The 20220-nt window shown below is 44.0% G+C and carries 15 protein-coding genes; 8 read left to right on the plus strand and 7 right to left on the minus strand.

Annotation, left to right across the window (positions count from 1 at the left end; all coding sequences use genetic code 11):
• The first annotated feature begins 73 nt into the window (after positions 1–73).
• A complete protein-coding gene (ylqF, locus tag B2866_RS11780; protein WP_296194502.1) occupies positions 74–1030 on the plus strand; it encodes a ribosome biogenesis GTPase YlqF in 957 nt (318 codons plus the stop codon).
• Between the two features lie 21 nt (positions 1031–1051).
• Here the strand turns inward: ylqF and B2866_RS11785 are convergent, their stop codons facing one another.
• On the minus strand, positions 1052–1447 hold the full coding sequence (locus tag B2866_RS11785; protein WP_296194505.1) for a hypothetical protein: 396 nt from the start codon (positions 1445–1447) through the stop codon (positions 1052–1054).
• Between the two features lie 6 nt (positions 1448–1453).
• Positions 1454–2578 carry a hypothetical protein gene (locus tag B2866_RS11790; protein ID WP_296194508.1) on the minus strand — a complete coding sequence of 375 codons (1125 nt, stop codon included), beginning with the start codon at positions 2576–2578 and terminating at the stop codon, positions 1454–1456.
• Positions 2579–2766: 188 nt separating this feature from the next.
• On the opposite strand from B2866_RS11790, the gene mutY reads away from it, so the two are divergent.
• Complete coding sequence (gene mutY, locus B2866_RS11795; protein ID WP_296194510.1) at positions 2767–3999, plus strand: A/G-specific adenine glycosylase; 1233 nt, start codon at positions 2767–2769, stop codon at positions 3997–3999.
• A gap of 99 nt (positions 4000–4098) precedes the next feature.
• Here the strand turns inward: mutY and B2866_RS11800 are convergent, their stop codons facing one another.
• Positions 4099–5001 carry an acyl-CoA thioesterase gene (locus B2866_RS11800; protein WP_296194512.1) on the minus strand — a complete coding sequence of 301 codons (903 nt, stop codon included), beginning with the start codon at positions 4999–5001 and terminating at the stop codon, positions 4099–4101.
• A gap of 551 nt (positions 5002–5552) precedes the next feature.
• The gene (rapA, locus tag B2866_RS11805; RefSeq protein ID WP_296194515.1) at positions 5553–8441 is read right to left on the minus strand and encodes an RNA polymerase-associated protein RapA; all 2889 of its coding nucleotides are present in this window, start codon (positions 8439–8441) and stop codon (positions 5553–5555) included.
• 805 nt (positions 8442–9246) lie between these two features.
• Here rapA and B2866_RS11810 point away from each other — a divergent pair.
• From B2866_RS11810 to B2866_RS11820, 3 genes are all read left to right on the plus strand, one after another.
• Positions 9247–11559: a sensor histidine kinase gene (locus B2866_RS11810; protein WP_296194519.1), complete on the plus strand. Its 2313-nt coding sequence runs from the start codon at positions 9247–9249 to the stop codon at positions 11557–11559.
• 96 nt (positions 11560–11655) lie between these two features.
• Positions 11656–12618, plus strand: coding sequence for a response regulator (locus B2866_RS11815; protein ID WP_296194521.1), 963 nt, complete (start codon positions 11656–11658; stop codon positions 12616–12618).
• Between the two features lie 259 nt (positions 12619–12877).
• Positions 12878–13816, plus strand: a complete 939-nt coding sequence (locus tag B2866_RS11820) for a D-2-hydroxyacid dehydrogenase (RefSeq protein WP_296194523.1) — start codon at positions 12878–12880, stop codon at positions 13814–13816.
• 37 nt (positions 13817–13853) lie between these two features.
• Here the strand turns inward: B2866_RS11820 and B2866_RS11825 are convergent, their stop codons facing one another.
• Complete coding sequence (locus B2866_RS11825) at positions 13854–15482, minus strand: flavin-containing monooxygenase (RefSeq protein WP_296194526.1); 1629 nt, start codon at positions 15480–15482, stop codon at positions 13854–13856.
• A gap of 86 nt (positions 15483–15568) precedes the next feature.
• Positions 15569–16282 (minus strand): RluA family pseudouridine synthase, encoded by a 714-nt coding sequence (locus B2866_RS11830; RefSeq protein WP_296194529.1) that lies wholly within the window; start codon positions 16280–16282, stop codon positions 15569–15571.
• Positions 16283–16760: 478 nt separating this feature from the next.
• On the opposite strand from B2866_RS11830, the gene trxA reads away from it, so the two are divergent.
• The 3 genes from trxA to B2866_RS11845 all read left to right on the plus strand — a co-directional run bounded on the left by trxA (position 16761) and on the right by B2866_RS11845 (position 19468).
• Positions 16761–17087, plus strand: a complete 327-nt coding sequence (trxA, locus tag B2866_RS11835) for a thioredoxin (RefSeq protein WP_068403703.1) — start codon at positions 16761–16763, stop codon at positions 17085–17087.
• Positions 17088–17659: 572 nt separating this feature from the next.
• Positions 17660–18928 (plus strand): transcription termination factor Rho, encoded by a 1269-nt coding sequence (rho, locus tag B2866_RS11840; RefSeq protein WP_068403707.1) that lies wholly within the window; start codon positions 17660–17662, stop codon positions 18926–18928.
• Positions 18929–19222: 294 nt separating this feature from the next.
• Positions 19223–19468 (plus strand): hypothetical protein, encoded by a 246-nt coding sequence (locus tag B2866_RS11845; RefSeq protein WP_068403710.1) that lies wholly within the window; start codon positions 19223–19225, stop codon positions 19466–19468.
• 137 nt (positions 19469–19605) lie between these two features.
• Here the strand turns inward: B2866_RS11845 and B2866_RS11850 are convergent.
• Positions 19606–20220: IS3 family transposase (locus B2866_RS11850; protein WP_296194532.1), on the minus strand; the 615-nt coding region annotated here is incomplete at its 5' end.

Raw genomic sequence — 20220 nt, forward strand, 5'->3', positions numbered from 1 at the left:
AACTGAACACCATTAGAAAGTAGACGTTGATTGTCTTACTTTGAGCATTTTTTATAAAAGGTTAGTAAAGCAGATGGATAAGAGAGCAAGTATTCAGTGGTTCCCTGGGCATATGAACAAAGCCCGTAACGAAATCAAAGAAATCATGCCGCAGATGGACGTCGTCATTGAAGTGATTGACGCGCGTATTCCTTATAGTAGCGAAAACCCCATGGTTGCAGCATTACGCGGCGAAAAACCAGTCATCAAAATCTTAAATAAAGCTGACCTCGCTGATCCTGAATTGACCAAAGCGTGGATGGAATATCTTGAACAACAAGACGGCGTTAAAGCTATCGCTTGCGACAATAACAAAGCCGATGACGTCAAGCGTATCATTGCAATATGCAAATCCCTCGTACCCAATAAAGTCGGGACGGGACGTCAAATCAAAGCCATGATAATGGGTATTCCAAACGTTGGTAAATCGACCTTGATTAATACCTTAGCAGGCCGCGCCGTGGCAAGAACCGGCGACGAGCCTGCCGTCACTAAGTCGCAGCAGCTGATTAAGCTTGACGATGACATCATGCTCTATGACACCCCTGGTATGCTATGGCCAAAAGTTGAAAACGAAAACTCTGGCTATCGCTTGGCAGCGACCGGCGGTATTCGTGATACGGCGTTTGACTTCGCTGATGTTGCCAGTTATACCGCTGAGTATTTGCTGACAGCCTATCCTGAGCTACTAAAAACCCGCTATAAAATTGAGGAATTACCTAAGACCGATTGGGAGTTTTTTGAAATAGCTGGACGTAATCGCGGCTGTGTGCGCGCGGGCAATCAAGTCGATACTTACCGCATGTCTGAGATTCTGATTAACGAGTTACGTAGTGGCAAGCTTGGCAATATTACGCTCGAGACGCCTGCAATGACGGAAGCTGAAGAGCTGGTCGTCGCCGAACAACGCATCGCTGCAGAAGAGAAAAGAATCGCTAAAGAAGAAGAGAAGCGCTTACGTCGTTTAAAAACGCGGAAGAATCGGAAGTAGGGTTGATAAACGTAAAACCAATCATGTAGAAGTGAAATTCTTCCCGTCAGGCAAAGAAACCAACCCTAGCAAATAATAAAATACCAACCCATGTTTCTTTGCCAATGGTGCAATTACTCTAGCAGCTTCTTGCATGTTATTATCTGGCAGCGGCAGAGAGACAGCAAAAGTATTCTGTAGCTGTGCATGAGCGACCGTTGCCCCAAATGCTAATGAAAGCTCAAATGATAAATCACCTTCCTGAGCCAGTTGTTGTAACTCAGTGGCGAATTTTAATATGTTTTCGCTATGAGCGCTGACTTCTACCTCTAGCAGCTGCGGTAGTAATACACCTGCACTATCGTAAGAGATAGGCAGATACTCATCGCCATCACCCAAACTTGCATCCCAAACATAAAACAAAGTATATTCATTCATAACTGGTTACTCCAATGGCTCTACGGTAGATAAAATCTCTAAAAGCCTATCCCAGCGCTCATTCATTCTATTCTTAGCATACTCGTTTGGTGAGTTATCTATCAGATCACGATACTGTCTAACCAACTCATAGAAGTCCTCTCGACCTGCAAGTTTGGCTAAAATAAGGTGTTTATCCACACTCTCACCATAGCTGTGCCCTCTTGCAATCCTGTTGTGCAGTAACAAAAAAAGTTGATTATAGCTGTCTATTTTATCTGCTTCATCCAGTTTACTGGCAAACTCAGTATTGATAAATTCAGGAATCTGTTTTTGCTTATCTGTAAAGTTTCTATCGCATACATTAATGTAATGTAGCTTTAAATAAGGAAACTGCTGTCTAAGCTCAGTTGGCGGCGATACTTTGTCATAAATCTCTTCAAACGCTGGTGATACAAAATACGCATGAATTTTTAATCTAAAATAGCCGTTCTTACCTTCCGCTCCTCCGGTTAGACGCACATGACCATAAGGCATGGCCTTGGTACAACCATCGACTTCAAGAGAGTCATTAACGTTAGCGCTTGTTACTTGACTACACTGATAACCATAACGTTCTAAACAATCATGCATGAATGGGTGCAGTATTTTTTCAAAGTCCTCTCTATCTCTAGGAACCTGTGCCTCTGGCTTATAAATATCGGCGGACTGTTTTGCAAGCGCCCGCTTTTCTTTTAGCAGTGTCATCCCTCGTGCAATGTTAGGCGGATAGATCGTACCATCTGGATAGGCGACCATACCCCGCGTGTCATAAAACACTAGCCCTAGTTCTTCACATAGAGGGGCGATAACATCTAGCGCTTCACCGTGCAGTGCTTCAGGTGTGGGTATGGCGACGCAAGCGGTCTTAGGATGTGTTTTCATCTCTAAATTTGTATTTACGTAGGCTTCATAAAAGACTTCTGAATAATCCGAGGTTCTGGCTTCGTCAACGAGACGATCTGCCAGCTCAATGATATTTGGGCTAATATCATCCACTGGATGCTTTCGCAAAGCTTCAAAGTCATGGGTTGCTTGCTCCCATGAGCTGTCTTTACTTGGTGTACAAGTAATTTGATGGATATCCCAAACGAAAAAGGTTTGTGCTGACAATATACTCTCTCCTAAACTATTAATGAAAACAATGGTTCTACTTATATTTATTATTAAACCAACAATGAATAGTTAAACTATATTCTTCCATAAAAATAACAGACCATTGCATAGCGACCTGCATCACCCCATAAACGAAGCTAACCTTTTATAGTCTGATATTTCTTATTAATTGACAAGGATTATTCTTGCCTACTTTATTCTCTCAACCTGATTCATCTTTAAACTCCCTCGCCCCACGCCTACTCCATTGGTTTAGTGAAAACGGTCGCCACGACTTACCTTGGCAACAGCACCAAACCCATACGCCCAATCCTTATATCGTTTGGCTATCAGAAGTCATGCTCCAGCAAACACAAGTGACTACTGTGCTGCCCTACTTTGCCCGTTTTATGGAATCCTTTCCCACGGTGCAAGATTTAGCCGCAGCAGAATGGGATATGGTGGCGGAGCATTGGGCAGGGCTTGGCTACTATGCGCGCGCGCGTAATTTACATAAAGGTGCAAAGCGATTGGTTGCAGTGATTGATGAGACGGGCGACTTTCCGCAAACCTTAGCCGGTTGGGAGGCGATTTCTGGCGTTGGCCCGTCGACTGCTGGGGCGATTATGGCAATGGGATTGCATCGCTATGGCGTTATCTGTGATGGTAATGTCAAACGCGTCCTGACACGCTGGGCAGCAATTGATGGCGATATCACTAAATCTGCTACGACCAAAGCGCTGTGGGCGTTGGCGGAGCGTTTAACACCTAGGGAAAATTCAGGATTATTTGCGCAAGCCATGATGGATATGGGCGCAACTTTATGCACTCGTAGCAAGCCTGCTTGCCTATTATGTCCGCTGCAACATGATTGCTTGGCACATGCGCAGGGTCGCGAGACCGATTATCCGGTCAAAGCAAAAAAGCAGCCCAAACCCAGCAAATTTAGCAATGCGCTATTAATTAAAGATACTGGCGGTAAAATACTTTGGCTACAGCGTCCCGATAACGGTATTTGGGGCGGACTATGGAGCTTGCCTTTACAGTTTGTAGAAAAGATTGAAGGCAAAGCGAGTGGCAAAACAACTGCTAAAAATTTAGTAGCCAGCGATGATAAATTATTAAAAGTTGCTAGTAATGAAAAAGTCTATGAAACAGAGTTTACTACTGCTGAGCAAATTATTAACGAATGGTTAGATAAGCATAATTTGGCAGCCGCGCCCATTAATAAAACCTTAATTGATGACGCGCCTATCAAACATTCATTAACCCATTTCCATTGGTATTTAACGCCGCAATCAGTCACTCTAACTAATGAGCAAGTGACTGATTTGACCACAACCTTGCAAGCAGCTGATGTTAATATTAATTGGCTAAGTGCTGAAGATGCGCAGGCAACACTTGGATTACCGCGCGCGATGGTTAAGATTTTAGAATAATAATTGAGTGCAACCAAATACAATTTATAAAAAAGCGACTCAAAATATATTCTGAGTCGCTTTTTTAATTTACAAAGCACTAAAAACTTAAGACGGAACTTAAGACTTCGGTACCCGCAAACGCATCAAGCCTTCTTGTTGTACCGTCGCTACCAAGCGACCCTCTTGCCAAAACTGACCGTGATTTAAGCCTTTGGCGTTAGATGTCGTATCACTCCACATATCATATAGCAGCCATTTATTTAAATCAAAGTCACGATGAAAATGCATCGAATGGTCGATACTGGCCGCTTGCAAGCCACTGGTCATAAAGCTAACACCGTGTGACATCAGCCCCGTACCTACCAAGTAAAAATCAGACGAAAACGCCAATAGTGCTTGCTGAATGGCCACTGGCTGCTTGCCGAGCTCACGAATACGCAGCCAGTTTGCTTGTTTGGGCTTCATCGGTTCTGGATGAATAGGATCACGCGGCTTGATCGGCTTAATCTCAACATGACGATGACGCATAAAGCGCGCTTTGAGCGCATCTGGGACTTTGCCAACATATTCTTCTTTTAAATCTTGCTCAGCAAGCAAGTCTTCTGGCGGCGGATAAACCGGCATATCCTCTTGATATTCCAAGCCCTCTTCCATCGGGGAAAATGAGGCAATCATTGAAAATATCACCTGCTCAACAGGCGCTTTACCGCGCACTTCTTTATACTGGATTGCCGTGACTTCACGCGCCGACAGACTGCGACCATCACGCAGGCGGCGTACTTGGTAAATCACCGGCTGATTGATATCGCCACCGCGCAAAAAATAGCCATGCAGCGAATGACAAGGTTTGTCTTTATCGAGCGTATGCGAAGCGGCCATAATCGCTTGCGCCAGCACCTGCCCACCAAAAATACGACTACCAACATAGTCGTGGCTTTTACCTTCAAAAACATCAGGGCTGACTTCGATAAGCGCGACAGTAGCGAGCAGCTCATCGATCAGTTGCGGATAATCAGACATGACGATAGGTTTCCTTATTTTGATCAATCACGACTAGCATTGGGATATCAGTACTCGACAATATCAAAACGATACCAATATGATATGGCTTAAGCCAATGCGGCGTTTTACTTTAAAATAATATATAGTAGGTTCATTTTAAAACAGCGACGCTGCGACTGGGATGAGTTCTTCACAGCCTCTGTGATAACTGCAAGCAAGGAAAATTTATACCAGTCACACCTAGCTATTAATGCCCTGATTTTATTTCGAACTGACTATAATAGTTTGCGATAAACAACCAGATAACGCTGAGAACACCTAATAAATAGTCGGTAAAATGATTACCGGTAGCTCATTATAAAGCGAAATTTTAATCATCTTAGCGAATATTAAAGATTTTGACTAGGCAGTCGCGGCATTATGCTCCGGTTTAATGATTTATTAGCTTAACGATAATGAGTAAGTATCTATCTAAACAAGTAATTGTCTAAAAAAGTAGCTATCTAAGCTCACAAACATAAATAAAAAACGAGATGATTAGACACCTCGTTTTTTTATTGGCCTTAAAACTATGGTTTTACAGCGACCAGCACGCGGATAGAGTCTGGCACCAGCGATAAATTGCCTAGTGCTTGCTCGCCTTGGGCTTTTAGTTGCTCTAGGCGTTCAATCTCTTCTGGGCGCACGTTAGGGTTAATAGTTTGCAGATGCTTTAGGCGCTTTATCTCACGCGACCACTGCTGGCTAAAGCGCGCGCTTGCCTGTTCACCAATCTCTGCTAGCTGCTGACGGGCAATATCTTCGGCTTCATAATAGCGCTGCTCAATCACATCGCCACGTACCTTAATAACTTGGCGGGCGCGGTTTTTATCCAAGCGCTCAATATGCGGCATAATCATATCGCTGCTGATACGGGCCGATAAATCACTACCCTGCTCGCTGATAAACACACGAATATTTTGCGTAGGCAAGGTAGCAGGCAGATTAAGCAATCTTGGCGCAATCGCTTCGACGCGGAAATTCACTTCTAGCAGCACCATACCTTGGGGGACGGCAGCGCTTTTGAGCATGGCCACCGTGGTATTACCAAAAGTGCTGGTACTTGCTAGCTCATAAATCGCGCGCATCAATGGATGCTCGTGGGTGATAAATTCGATATCTTCACGCTGAAGCGCTTGATTACGCTCAAAGGTTAAGGTCATACCATCTTCATCGCCGAGCGGCAGACCATCGATATAATCGCTAATCTCGGTGCTGTCAATCGGCGCAATCACCCATGAGCCATCGCGCTGGATATTGTGATCAATATTAGCAGAAGCAAAGAAGCGCTCGATAAATTGCGGCAATAGATTATGCTTATCAAAATCATGCATGGCATCTTTGATACGCCCAGCAACGCGCGGACGGCACGAGTTGTACTCAAGCAGACGATCGCGACCAGCTTGTAGCTGTGCTTCTAGTCCCAAGCGCGTCTGCTTTGCTGCTTCGATAATCTCTTGCAAAGTGGTGCGGTTAGCGTCGGTATCCGCGCCTTCGAGCATCGGCTTTAGCTCTTGGATATATTGCTCTTGCACGCTTTGCGCCGTTGGCGAAATCTGATTAAACATATTGAGCGCATCGTTATACCAGCGGTACATTCGCTCTTGCGCCGTCCCTTGTACATAAGGAACGTGCAACATAATTTGCTGCGTTTGCCCGATACGGTCTAGGCGACCAATACGCTGCTCTAAAGTATCTGGATTGGCAGGCAAGTCCCACAATATCAGCTGGCTTGCAAACTGGAAGTTACGACCTTCTGAGCCAATCTCTGAGCAGAGTAATATCTGCGCGCCCTCTGAGTCGGCGAAAAACGCTGCTGCTTGGTCACGCTCAAGTAAGGTCATCTGTTCGGTAAAGATGGCGGTTTTAATACCAGCATGCAGGCGCAATACCGCCTCTAAACTTTCAACCGTCGCCCCACTACGAGCAATCAATAACACTTTTTTATGCTTAAGCTCGCCCTTTAAGATATCAATCAACCACGGCACCCGCGGGTCATCTTCTAACCAGCCGCCATCTGGTTGATTTTCTTCACCCCAAAGCTGCTCACGCAATTTACCCTTGGTTTGATAGCGGTCAACCCATGCTTCAGGCAACGGTAATGGATATGGCTGGCTGCTACGACCATAAAAACCTTTGACGCTTTCACGGGTATTACGGAATAAAATACGTCCGGTACCATGACGGTCAAGGAGCTCATTGAGCGCATAAGTACGCAGTTTTTCGTCGTCATTAATGTTTGCTAATTCATCGACACTAATAGAAAGCAGATGACTTAACGCCGCGATTTGACCGTCGCTTAACGGTTTATCTTCGATTAAAACACTCGCAACGGCGGCGGTTTCAGCAAAGGCTTCTTGACCATCGATAAATTCATCTAAATCATCAAAGCGATCTGGGTCTAATAAACGCAGACGGGCAAAATGACTTTGGGCGCCAAGCTGCTCTGGCGTTGCTGTTAATAGCATGACGCCCGGTGTTTCTTCGGCAAAGTCGGCAATGAGGTCATATTTATCATTACCGCCTTGCGCTTCATCCCAATGCAGGTGATGCGCTTCATCAACGACCAATAAATCAAAGCCTGCTTCCATCGCTTGGTCATACAGATCAGGATGATCGAGCAATAGGTCCATACCGGCAATGATACATTGCTCAGTAGCAAAGACGTTTTGTTCAGGGTCGTGCTCTTTAATCGCAGCGGTACGTACCAAATCAAACAAGGCAAAGTTTAGGTTAAAACGACGGCGCAGCTCAATCATCCACTGATACTGCAAACTGTCCGGGACAAGAATTAATACGCGCTCAGCTTTGCCAGTCAGTAGCTGCTGATGAATAATCAAACCTGCTTCAATGGTTTTACCCAAACCGACTTCGTCAGCAAGCAAGACACGCGGCGCGATACGTTTGCCAACTTCATGAGCGATATAAAGCTGATGCTCAATAATATCGACACGTGCGCCCATCAAGCCTTTGAGCGGATGACCCGCTAGCGCTGATTGCATACGCAGAATATCCTGGCGCAGCTCGTACCAATCCCCGCGCTCAATACGACCAGCCAGTAAACGCTCAAGCGGCTTTGCCAAGGTGATATTAGCCGCCAAACGGGTTTCCATAATGCCTTTTTCATGCTCATCAACACTGTATTTGAGCACGCCCATCACTTCTTCGACCGCGGTTACGGTATAGCTATTACCGGCTTGGTCAGAAATGCTATCGCCTTCTTTGAACACCACGCGCGATAACGGCGCAGAATTTTTGGCGTAGACGCGCGTCTCTTCACTTTGCGGAAATAAGATATGCACACAGCGGTCATCGACGTCGATGACCACACCCAAGCCAAGCTCAGACTCCGTATCAGATAAATAACGTTGACCAACGGCAAATTCGGTGCTGTGCAATGAAGCGATAGAGATAGTCATAAGGCGATGTCTTTTGTACTCAGATGATAAGAAAATAGATAGTTAATGAATCAGGCCACAATCACACAAACAATCACACAAGGATTTAGTCAATTAATAGCTCAAACTCATCAATAAATTGCTGGTCATTGAAGATATCAGCAACGCCTAACTTGTCAGCTAGGTCGATGGATAAAACAGACCATTATATAACGTTAGCGCCTAGATGAGTGCGCTAAGTTGACTTTTCAAGAGCAAATTTTGCCAAGATTATTGCCATTTTTTGGTAAGACTATTGCGATACTGAGCTTAAGTAACTTTTTAGAAATCAACATATAACGACTCACAAGTAAAGAAAAACGCTCGCTAGCATGGCATAAACATTGTTATCATAAAATTGTTTCTATACTGTTAATATATGCAATTTAACATTTCTTATTGTTATTAAGGCTATATTAATCCTTAGCACTCTTTAGATTTTCCCAATGATATAAAAAAGTTATTCAAAAAATTTAACTACTAAGTCTTAAAACACAAAATTTTGACAATCCCTTACTTAATACCGTCTTTTTTAAGACCGTTGAGTAAGCCAAGTGGTGTTTTTTATAGTCGTTTAAGTTATGAATTAACCGTAAATACTTTAATATTGGTTATATATGTAGATATTTAACTGATTGATAATCTTAAAAATTTTGCCCTAATACTCAAATCCCATTTTCGTAAGGCTTACGTATCACCACATCATCGATTGCTAGCAGCAAACAGTATGGGTAGTCTGTATAGACAGTCTGCTTTGTGGTCACGTTTATCCAAGGACAATCCCCTCATGAGTGCCTCCAAAAAAGTTGGCTTTTTTAACCAAGTCAGTACCCAAGTGACGACCATTCTATTTATTGCTTTTGCGGTCGTACTAGCGGTTGTTGTGTATGTTGTTGATAAAGAAGGTTATGAAAAAATTCGCCTTGAATCCGCAAAACTGGTCGCTGAGCGTGGTAATACCGCAGTCAATAGTATCTCAGCCGATATCAATCGCGTGATGCGCAGTGCCCTGCTATTGCAGCAAAGCGCGCAGACTTTGCCGCCACAAGAAGCGATTTTGCAAGCCAGTACCGCCAATGCTTTTGATAAGCGCGATTATAACTTATTAGGTAGTGGCGGCATTTGGCCAGAAAAAGGCGCACTGGGCGCCAATGCCTCGACCCATCCGTTTTTGATGGTGCGTCAAAATGGCGATTATCAAGCGGTACTCAGCGACCCGAATCCTGTCAATCCTTATTATCAAGAAGACTGGTTTAGCGTTTTAAAGTTGCTCAAACCTGAAAGCTGTATCTGGAACCATGTCCGCGCGAGCCAAACCAAAGGCGAGCTGGCAATGAGTTGCGGTGTCGCCATCGAGCGTGACAACCAGTTCTGGGGTGCCAGTACCGTCAACTTTACCCTCAACCAGCTACAAGAAAACATCGTTAAGCTAAGTGAAAGCTCGGGATCAGGTTATATTTTACTGCTCGATAACAGTGACAAAGTTATCGCCTCCTCTAACCCTGAGCGCTTAAGCTATATCGACGAAAAAACCGGCACACCGCTTGATATCAAACAAGTTATCAACGCTGACCCTGCTTGGAATCCGGTACTAAACTTCTTGGAGACGCAGCGTAATGAAACTATCGAGCGCGTTGCCGCCAGCGTATCGCCTCAAGTTCAGCAAGTATTGACCACACTTGATAAAGCCGAAACCGGTACGTCAAAAGGCTATTATCTCGTCAACTATGCCGCTTACTTAAATAACGGTGAAAATAAGCAAAACGCGATGGACAGCCGCTTATTGCAGAGCTTTGAGTTAGAAAAAGACAGCTACTATAACGGCAGCCAAGCGTACGTATTTGAGATTCCTGAGACTTATTGGAAACTGATTGTTGTCCAGCCTGATGCTGAAATTAACGCCATCGCTGACAATCTAAGTAAAAATCTGATCAACTGGATTGCCCTCGCGCTACTTATCACCGCGGGTTTGATTTACTTTATGCTCACTTATTTAGCGTTTAAACCATTAAAAGAAACCACCGATAAAATCTCGCAAGCGGAAAACCTGATTAACGATAAGCAATACAATAAGCTAAGCGAGGTTAAATTCGCGGAAGGTCGCAACGAGATTGGACTGGTAAACGGCTCTATTAATGACCTCCTAGACCGTATCCAATCTAACGAAGGTAAGCTTGCCAATATCAACCAGCAGCTAGAGATTAAAGTTGAAGAACGTACCGCTGAGCTACAAGACACCCTAAAAGAGCTGAAAAACTCTCAGCTGCAATTGATTCGTTCAGAAAAAATGGCGACATTGGGTCAAATGGTCGCAGGCGTTGCTCATGAGGTCAATACACCATTGTCTTATGTGCAAAACAATCTTGAGATTATCGGTCAGTTGACTGAGCAATACGAAGAGTTGATTGAATTGGTACAAGGGTTAAAAGCCGTTAAAACTGACGCGACTGCTGATGGCAAAATCGATAAGCTATTGGCTGATATCGTCCGTGCGTCTGATGAAATCCAAGAAGATGACTTGTCTACTGAGCTTAAAGAGCTGATTAAAGACTCTCTCTTTGGCGTCGAGCAAATCACCGAGATGGTCCTAAATCTACGCAACTTTGCCCGTCTTGATGAGTCAAAAGTGAAAACCATCGATGTGCGCGAATGTATCGAAGCGTCATTGAAAATCGCTGGCAACTCTATCAGACATCAAGAAATTGTCACAGATTTTGCGCCGACGCCTGAGATTAAATGCTCGCCGTCGCAAATCAACCAAGTCTTGGTGAACTTGCTTAATAACGCCGCGCAAGCCATGGGCGAAAAACCTGATGGCAAAATCGAAGTGCGCACGCGCTTTGATGACAGCAATGTCTATATCGATGTCAGCGACAATGGTAAAGGCATGAGCGCCGAGGTGCTTAATCAAATCTTTGAGCCTTTCTTTACCACCAAAGGCGCGGGCGAAGGTACAGGTCTTGGGATGGCCATCAGTCAGCAGATTATGGAGCAGCATAATGGCGACATTAAAGCGGTCTCAACCGAAGGCGTTGGCACCACCTTTACCTTAACACTACCAATTGATAATGATTTAACCGAACAAAGCCTAGCAGCGTAGTCGCTAGGTTCTATTGTTCGTTTTGTTGTTAGCTCAATTGCTATTTAAATGCTTATATAAAGCTATCGTACTATTATTCATCATAAGGAAATCATCATGAATGAACTTGACCATGAAATGGAACCCTCTGGTGCTGAGCTAGGGTCTGAAGCGAAACCGAAGTTGGCGTTCATTGACGATGAACAACGTATTTTACGTTCAATGAAACTGCTGTTTCGTAAAACACATGATGTGTTTATCACCACTGACCCGACTGAGTATATCGACTATATCAAAAATAACCATGTACACGTGGCGGTCAGCGACCAACGTATGCCCGAGCGCGTGGGTGTCGATATCTTGCGCGAAGTCAAAGAAGTGTCGCCGTCTACCATGCGGATTTTATTGACCGGTTATGCTGATTTGAACGCCATTATCGGCTCTATTAACGATGGTGAGATTTATCGTTATTTGACCAAACCTTGTAAATCTGAGGAGCTACTTGCGGTCGTCGGTCGCGCCACCGAAATCGCGTTGACTTATAATCCAGATGAAGACGCGGAGCAATTCGACAGTTCTGGTAAAAAGCAGACACTGTTGGTCATCGATGAAACCGACGAGCTGATTGAGCAAATAAGCAAGCAGTTCTCGCATAGCTACAGAGTCCTGCACGCAGAAGGCTTAGAAGAAGCTTACGATTATTTGGCCAATGAAGATATCGGCGTGTGTATTACCGACATCAATGTCAGCGGCGAAAACATCGCGCCGATTATCTTTACCTTAAAACAAGATGCACCGCACTTGGTGGTTTTAGTACAAACTGAATTCCAAGATGCAGGTTTGCTCATTGATTTGATCAATAAAGGTCAGGTCTATCGCTGCTTACCTAAGCCCATGCGTGCTAGCCTGCTTGAGATTAGTGTCAATCGTGCGTTCCAGCATCATGCAAAACTCAAAGCCAGCCCTGAATTGGTCAAACGTTATGAAGTGGAGCATGACCCTGAAAACGATGTGCGTATTGACTTAAGCAGTCGCGTACGTAGTCTGATTGGCAAATTGCGCAAGCGTTTTTCTTTATAAGCGTTTTTCTTTATAAGCTTAGGAACGATATAAGCACAAGAACTCCTGTCGCAAAAAATAAAACCTCTATTTCAATTGAAGTAGAGGTTTTTTACTGCACGTTTTTCGATGAGGTTTTTGACGCATTTTTTGACTAAGTCCGGCAACGTGCTACATTAAGCGGATAACTATGTCAGCCTATTTAAAATGCAAAACCATTTAAAACGTAATCTATTTAAAATGTAAGCTATTTAAAATAACAATGAGATAAGGAAGCATCATGCAAGCGGTTTTTTTAGACAAAGGTACTTTCTCTGACAATGTCGACTTGCCAGCACCCGCTGGCGTTACTGACTACATTACCTACGATGATACGCCTCGGGAGCTGATTATTGAGCGCTGTCAAGATGCCGACATTATCTTTACTAATAAAGTCCAAATCAATGCTGACATCATCGCCAATCTGCCCAAGCTTAAGCTTATCCAGCTAACTGCCACTGGTATGAATAATGTCGATCAAGATGCCTGTGCTAAGCAAAATATCGCGCTGTATAATGTTGCGGGTTACGCGGTCAAAAGCGTGCCCGAGCATACCTTTATGCTGATGCTAACTGCGATGCGTGCCGGTATTCATTATCATGAAAAAGTTGCTGACGGCACGTGGGCACACAATGGTAATTTCTGCTTGCTCGATATCCCACTGATAGATTTGGAAGATAAAACGCTGGGGATTATTGGTGTTGGCACTATTGCTAAACGCGTCACCGACATCGCCCGCGCTTTTGGGATGACGGTATTGTGGGCAGAGCATCAAGGGCGTACGCCGCGTAATGAGGATTATACGGCCTTTGAAGACGTACTGGCGCAGTCTGATGTACTAAGCTTACATTGCCCATTAAACGAGCAAACCAAGCACTTGATTAATGCAGATACTTTAGCAAAAATGGCTAAGCAGCCGCTGATTGTGAATGTCGCCCGTGGCGGTATTATCGATAGCCAAGCGCTAACTAATGCGATTAATAACGAGCAAATAATTGGTTATGCCACCGATGTATTTGAGCAAGAGCCAATTGTCAAAGACAACCCTTTATTGACCCTTGCTGACCATCCACGGGTGATATTTAGTCCACATAACGCGTGGGGCAGTAAAAGCGCGCAAGAAACCTTGTGGCAAATTTTAAGCAAGCAGGTGACTGACTTTATTAATAACGGTCAATAAATTTAGTGCTTGATTAATAGCTAATCTAAGGATTCATTTAGCGATTAAAAAGCAACCAATCGTCTTTTATGTTACGGTATTTGAGCATCACGCGGTCACTCAGATAATTATTGGTGACCCGCCAAGGATAAATATCGCCTTGTTTTGGTAGCTCGTGTTGCGCGCGCTGCACATAGCCTGCCGATAGCGCGCCCATGACCGTATCGGGCTGAGCATGTGCCTCGCTATGCGCAGTTTTTGCTTGCGGCACTGCCACTTGATAACGGTGCTTATGCATATGGTTGAGCAGCCGCAGCACATATTGACAAGCCAAGTCGATTTTTAGCGTCCACGACGCATTGGTATAGCCAAATAGCGCCACCATATTTGGCACACCTTCAATCATGACCGCCTTATAAGTCATGCGCGAGCCGATATCGATTGCTTGCCCATCGACATAGACTTTAGCACCGCCAAGCATTTGTAGCTTTAGCCCCGTTGCGGTAACGATGATATCAGCCTCAAGGTGTTTGCCAGAGTCAAGCATGATGCCAGTCTTGGTGAAATGGCTGATTTGATCGGTCACTACGGCAGCTCTATTGCCATGTAACGCCATAAATAAATCACTGTCTGGCACCGCACAAAGCCGCTCATCCCAAGGATTATAAGCGGGCATAAAATGCGCAATATCAACCCCGCTGCCCTTTAATTCGGTTTTAACGCCACGTTTTAATAATGCTTTCATCACCTTAGGCGCAAACACAGCCGCTCGATAAGTCCCTTGTTGCATCAACACATTGCGCGTGCGCAGTAGCTTATAAGCTTGCGTTTTTGATAATGGCGAAAACTTGCCTGCCAGCCAATCAAGCGCATAATCATCGCCCGGTACACTTGCCACATAGGTCGGCGACCGTTGTAGCATGGTAACGTGCTGCGCGCACTGCTCGCTTTCTTCATCGACCATAGCGGGCAGTAGCGTCATCGCTGTCGCACCACTACCGATTATGACCACTTTTTTATCGTCATAATTCACATTTTGCCAATGCTGCGGATGGACAATAGCACCCTGAAAGTCCTCTTCTTTATCAAAATGAGGGCGATAACCTTGCTCATAATCATAGTAGCCTGTAGCACCGACGACGAACTTTGCCGTTAAGGCAAATACCTCACCGCTTACATGATTTTTTACCGTTGCCGTCCACTGCTGACTATGGCTTGACCAAGACAGCTGCTGCACCTCATGCTGATAGCGGATATGTTCAGTGATACCAAACTCGCGCGCCGTATCAGCAATATAGTTTTTAATATCACCGCCTTTTGCCAATACTCGATGGTCCAACCACGGACGAAAGCTATAGCCAAAGGTCAAAGCATCAGAGTCGGAACGCACCCCAGGATAAGTAAATAAATCCCACGTACCGCCCAAATCCGCGCGTTTTTCTAATACCACAAAGCGCTGGGTTGTTTTTTGCGGCTTTCTTTTTACTAACTGTTTTAAGCGACTTCGGCTTCTATGCCCAAACAGCCCTTTGTGCTTTTGCTGCTGCAATCGACTGGCCATGCCGATACCGGCAATCCCAGCGCCGATGATAAGCACCTCACAATCGATGGGCGTCTTTGAGGTAGATGACGATTTAGGTTTGAAGCGCTGTTTAAGCGTCTGTTTAGCGGTATTGATATCAAGCATAATACAATCCTTGTTTTTGCATGATTTATTTAAAAAAAGCTATTTAAAAATAAGCTTGTTAAAAAGAGCTTATTAAAGAGGAATGGCTAAAAAGGGCATGGGCTTTCCCAATCCATCCAAGCACCAAGGGTCGGATGTTTAAGGCGCAATTGCTGGGCATGTAAATTTAGCCTTGGCGCAATGGTCAAGGCGTCACCTTCAGCATAGATTGGGTCGCCAATCATCACATGACCGACGTGCACCATATGCACGCGCAGCTGATGACTACGACCAGTCACGGGCTTTAACAGCACGCGGGTGACGGCTTGACCGTTGCATTCTTCATGCGCCAACACCTCATACAGTGTCAATGCATGCTTTGACCAATCATGGTCAACGATATGCCGCGGTTTGGTCGTGGGCTCATAGCGTACCGGCACCGATATCTCGCCTTTGGCACCGACATGCTGCCACGCCCCAAAGACGCGCGCTTGATAGCTTTTTTGCGGCAGCCGGTCGATGAATTGCTTACTAATATGGCTTTGCGCGGCGGCATTTTTGGCAAAAATCAGTAGTCCTGAAGTATCCATATCTAAGCGATGAATCAATTTTACCGCCGGATTGGCGCGCTCGAGCCGTGCCAATAAACTTACCTTAAGGCTTTTACCATCGACGCTTAACAGTCCGGCGGGCTTATCAACCACCCAAATATCATCGTCTTCATAGACAGTAATGTCTTGGGCAAATTTTTGAAAAAACGCAAGAGGATAGGCATTTTCTTGAGCGTTTAAGGCGTCTATTGCTTCATCGGTAAAAGGCATAAAAATGGGCTACTTATATAAAGGTTGATAATTTTAAAAATAGATTATTTCAAAGGTCAGGGTGCGTTAATGCGTAGATTATTCTAATGAGGCAACAAATGATATTAGGCATTAGAAGTATTAATGGCGCTAAATGGCAAACAGGCACATTTCTGGACAGTAGCACTTTTCATGGCAGGCTTGAAAACATCGTTATACTTATAGCGATACTTTTAGCCACTAAGTTTATAATAATGCCTGCATGAGATTAGGGTGACAGATAAAACATAACCTGTGTCATTATGTGTCGATTTATTGTGCTAATAGTAATTGTTAAACATTTTAACCCGCCTGCATCTGTCAACTTTGAGCAAACATGTTAATATAATGGCAGATTTTCACCACCTCCTAACCATTCTTTAACCACTCATTGCTCGAATATGATAGCCGTATTGTATGATGACTGGTGATAGAAATAATAAAACAAGAGAGATAAATTATGTCAGACCTTATTGTTAATACCACTGATGCAAACTTCGACCAAGACGTTCTACAATCTGATATGCCAGTGCTAGTAGACTTTTGGGCAACTTGGTGTGGTCCTTGTAAAGCCATTGCACCTATTTTAGAAGATTTGGCGAGCGAGTACCAAGGTAAAGTTAAAATCGTTAAAGTCGATGTCGATAACAACCCGCAAGCAGCGAGCCGTTTTGGTATCCGCAACATCCCAACGCTATTTGTCTTTAAAGATGGCGAAAAAGTCGATTCAGTCATGGGCTTACAGCCAAAAGCTGAACTTGCTAAAGTTTTAGATAAGCACCTATAAGTTCGGTTAATAAATAACATTTAATAATCGCTAAAAGGCGTTTGTTAAAATTAGCGATTTTATAGAATACGCTATGTTATTTATAAAGTACGATCGAAAAAGCCATTATGCTTTTAAGCTAATGGCTTTTTTGCTGCTTTTCTGAGCAAAAAGTTGGATAATACGGCTTTTTTGGCAAAAATTATTGACAAGGCTATCTTGAACGCCGTATAGTCTGCTGACAAGAGAAAACTAATCATTTTCCTAAGTGTCTTGTCGCTATTCTCCTCGTGTTTATCAACAAAAACACAATCGTCATTATAAAACACCACTACTGAACGCAATGACTAAACACAATTACTGATATTGAGTTTTTGACGCAGACTCTTATGTAGACTTCTTTATCTTCACTTTTTATAAACTTGCCTGACGGTGTTGCAAGGCGTTTATAAACTGGCATGTAAAATCAATCCTACATAAATCCCAAGCACTGTGCACCTACCCTCTATCGCCCTACACTCACTGTTTAATCCTTGTCGTGATTTGTGCTGATAATGGCATCTCTCATCTGATCAACTGCTAATGACCTATCTATGAATCTTACTGAACTAAAGAAAAAATCAATCGCTGAGCTATTGGCCATCGCCAAAGAAATGGGCCTTGATAATATGGCGCGTAGCCGTAAACAAGACATTATCTTTGCTATCTTAAAAACCCACGCCCGTAACGGCGAAGCCATCTACGGCGACGGTGTGCTTGAGGTACTTCCTGATGGTTTTGGCTTTTTACGCTCATCAGAGGGCTCTTATTTAGCAGGCCCTGACGACATTTATGTCAGTCCCAGCCAAATTCGCCGTTTTAGTCTCAAAACTGGTGACAGTATCGCGGGCACCATTCGTCCGCCAAAGGATTCTGAGCGTTATTTTGCGCTACTAAAGGTTGGTGAAATCAACTTTGATACCCCAGATCGCTCGCGTCATAAGCTGATTTTTGAGAACTTAACGCCATTATTTCCAACTGAGCAATTAAAGCTAGAGCTTGGCAATGGCACCACTGAAGATTTAACTGGTCGTATCATCGATCTGATTGCCCCGATTGGTAAGGGACAGCGCTCGATTATCGTTGCACCGCCAAAAGCGGGTAAAACCATGCTCTTGCAATCTATTGCTCAGTCTATCACCCGCAATAATCCTGAATGCTACCTTATCGTCTTGCTCATTGATGAGCGTCCAGAAGAAGTGACCGAGATGGAACGCACCGTGCGCGGTGAAGTCGTTGCCTCAACCTTTGATGAGCCACCGCAGCGTCATGTCCAAGTCGCCGAAATGGTCATCGAAAAAGCCAAACGTTTGGTCGAGCACAAGCAAGACGTGGTCATTTTGCTTGACTCTATCACCCGTCTTGCCCGTGCTTACAACACCGTCATTCCATCATCTGGTAAAGTATTGACCGGTGGTTTGGATGCCAACGCCCTTGAGCGTCCAAAACGCTTCTTTGGCGCGGCGCGTAACGTTGAAGAAGGCGGCAGCTTAACCATTATTGCCAGTGCCTTGATTGATACGGGTAGTAAAATGGACAGCGTGATTTTTGAAGAGTTCAAAGGCACGGGTAACCAAGAAATCACCCTTGAGCGTGACTTGGCTGAAAAACGTGTCTTTCCTGCGATTAATATCAAAAAATCGGGCACCCGCCGCGAAGAGCGTCTGCTTGATGAAGATAAGCTACGTAAAGTTTGGATATTGCGTAAGCTTTTACAACCGATGGATGGCGTCCAAGCGACTGAGTTTCTACTTGATCGCTTAAAAGAAGCCAAAACTAACGATGAATTCTTTGAGCAAATGAAACGTAAGTCACAAAACTAGACCGGTAGCATGACTTATAGAATAAAAAGGACCACTTTATGTGGTCTTTTTTATTTTAACAATGACTTATCTGCAAAAAACAGTTAGCGGACTATCATTATAAATACAATAACCATAATCAAAACCCCTACTAATGAGACAGTGAAGTAACATAATTTACAGTTTATTTGCAAAGCTTAGCGTTTCTACTACGCCTTGATAGGGATAAACAAGCTATTATTAAAAGTAGTACAGACATATTTAGATACATCCTGTATATTGGATTTCAAACTTGACGACTTAATAGGTGATACCATGAAATTTGCTAAAACTTTTGCACTAACTGCGATTGCAAGCTCAGCTTTGATGATGGGCGGTTGTGCTAATAATGGTTATGGTTATAACAGTGGCTTGAGCAACACTGCTAAAGGCGCTACTGCTGGTGCAGCTGCTGGTGCTCTTCTTAAGAGTGGCGGTAACAGTAAAGACATCGCTCGTGGTGCAATTGGTGGCGCAGCAATCGGCGGCGCAGGTGCTTATATCCTTGACCAAACTCGTTAATCGCTATTCGTTAGCTATCAGTAAACCATTGTTTTAATTAAAATAATGGTTTATGAAAATCTTTAACAAAGACTGCTAATAAGCAAAAAGCCTGCAATGGATTTTGAACTAACCCCCTAAACTTGGACAGTTTAAGTTTAGATCAAGGACTGAGCTCTGTACTTAACAGGACTCAGTCCTTTTAGTTTAAGCTGAATTCTTTCATGATTATAGTAATGCATATACTCATGAATTTGTTTTTCTAAACCCTCGATGGTTTTAGGTTTCTCAATATAAATAGTCTCACACTTAAGCGTACCAAAGAACCCTTCCATCAATGCGTTATCTAAGCAATTTCCTTTTCGGCTCATACTTTGCTTAATGTCATTCTCTTTAAGCGTACTCACAAACGGTTTCATCTGATAATGCCACCCTTGATCTGAATGTAGCGTTAGCTGCTCCTTACCCTTGCGCTTTGATGATATGTTTTCAACCGCGCGCGCAAGCATCTGTTTGACCAAGTCATATACGGGTCGTCTTGAGAGCGTATAACTGATGATCTCATTGTTATAGCAATCCAGTATAGGAGACAAGTACAACTTATCCTCTCCTACCTTAAACTCAGTAATGTCAGTGAACCACCTGCGATTGGGTGCTTTCGCTCTGAACTTACGCTTGACTCTATTCTTAGCAATGACGCCGTAATGTCCCTTATAGGATCGATACTTTTGCCTTCTGATTCTAGCAGTCAGCTTAAGCTGTCCCATAAGCCT

It is taken from the genome of Psychrobacter sp. UBA3483, assembly GCF_002377905.1.
Classification (GTDB): Bacteria; Pseudomonadota; Gammaproteobacteria; order Pseudomonadales; family Moraxellaceae; genus Psychrobacter.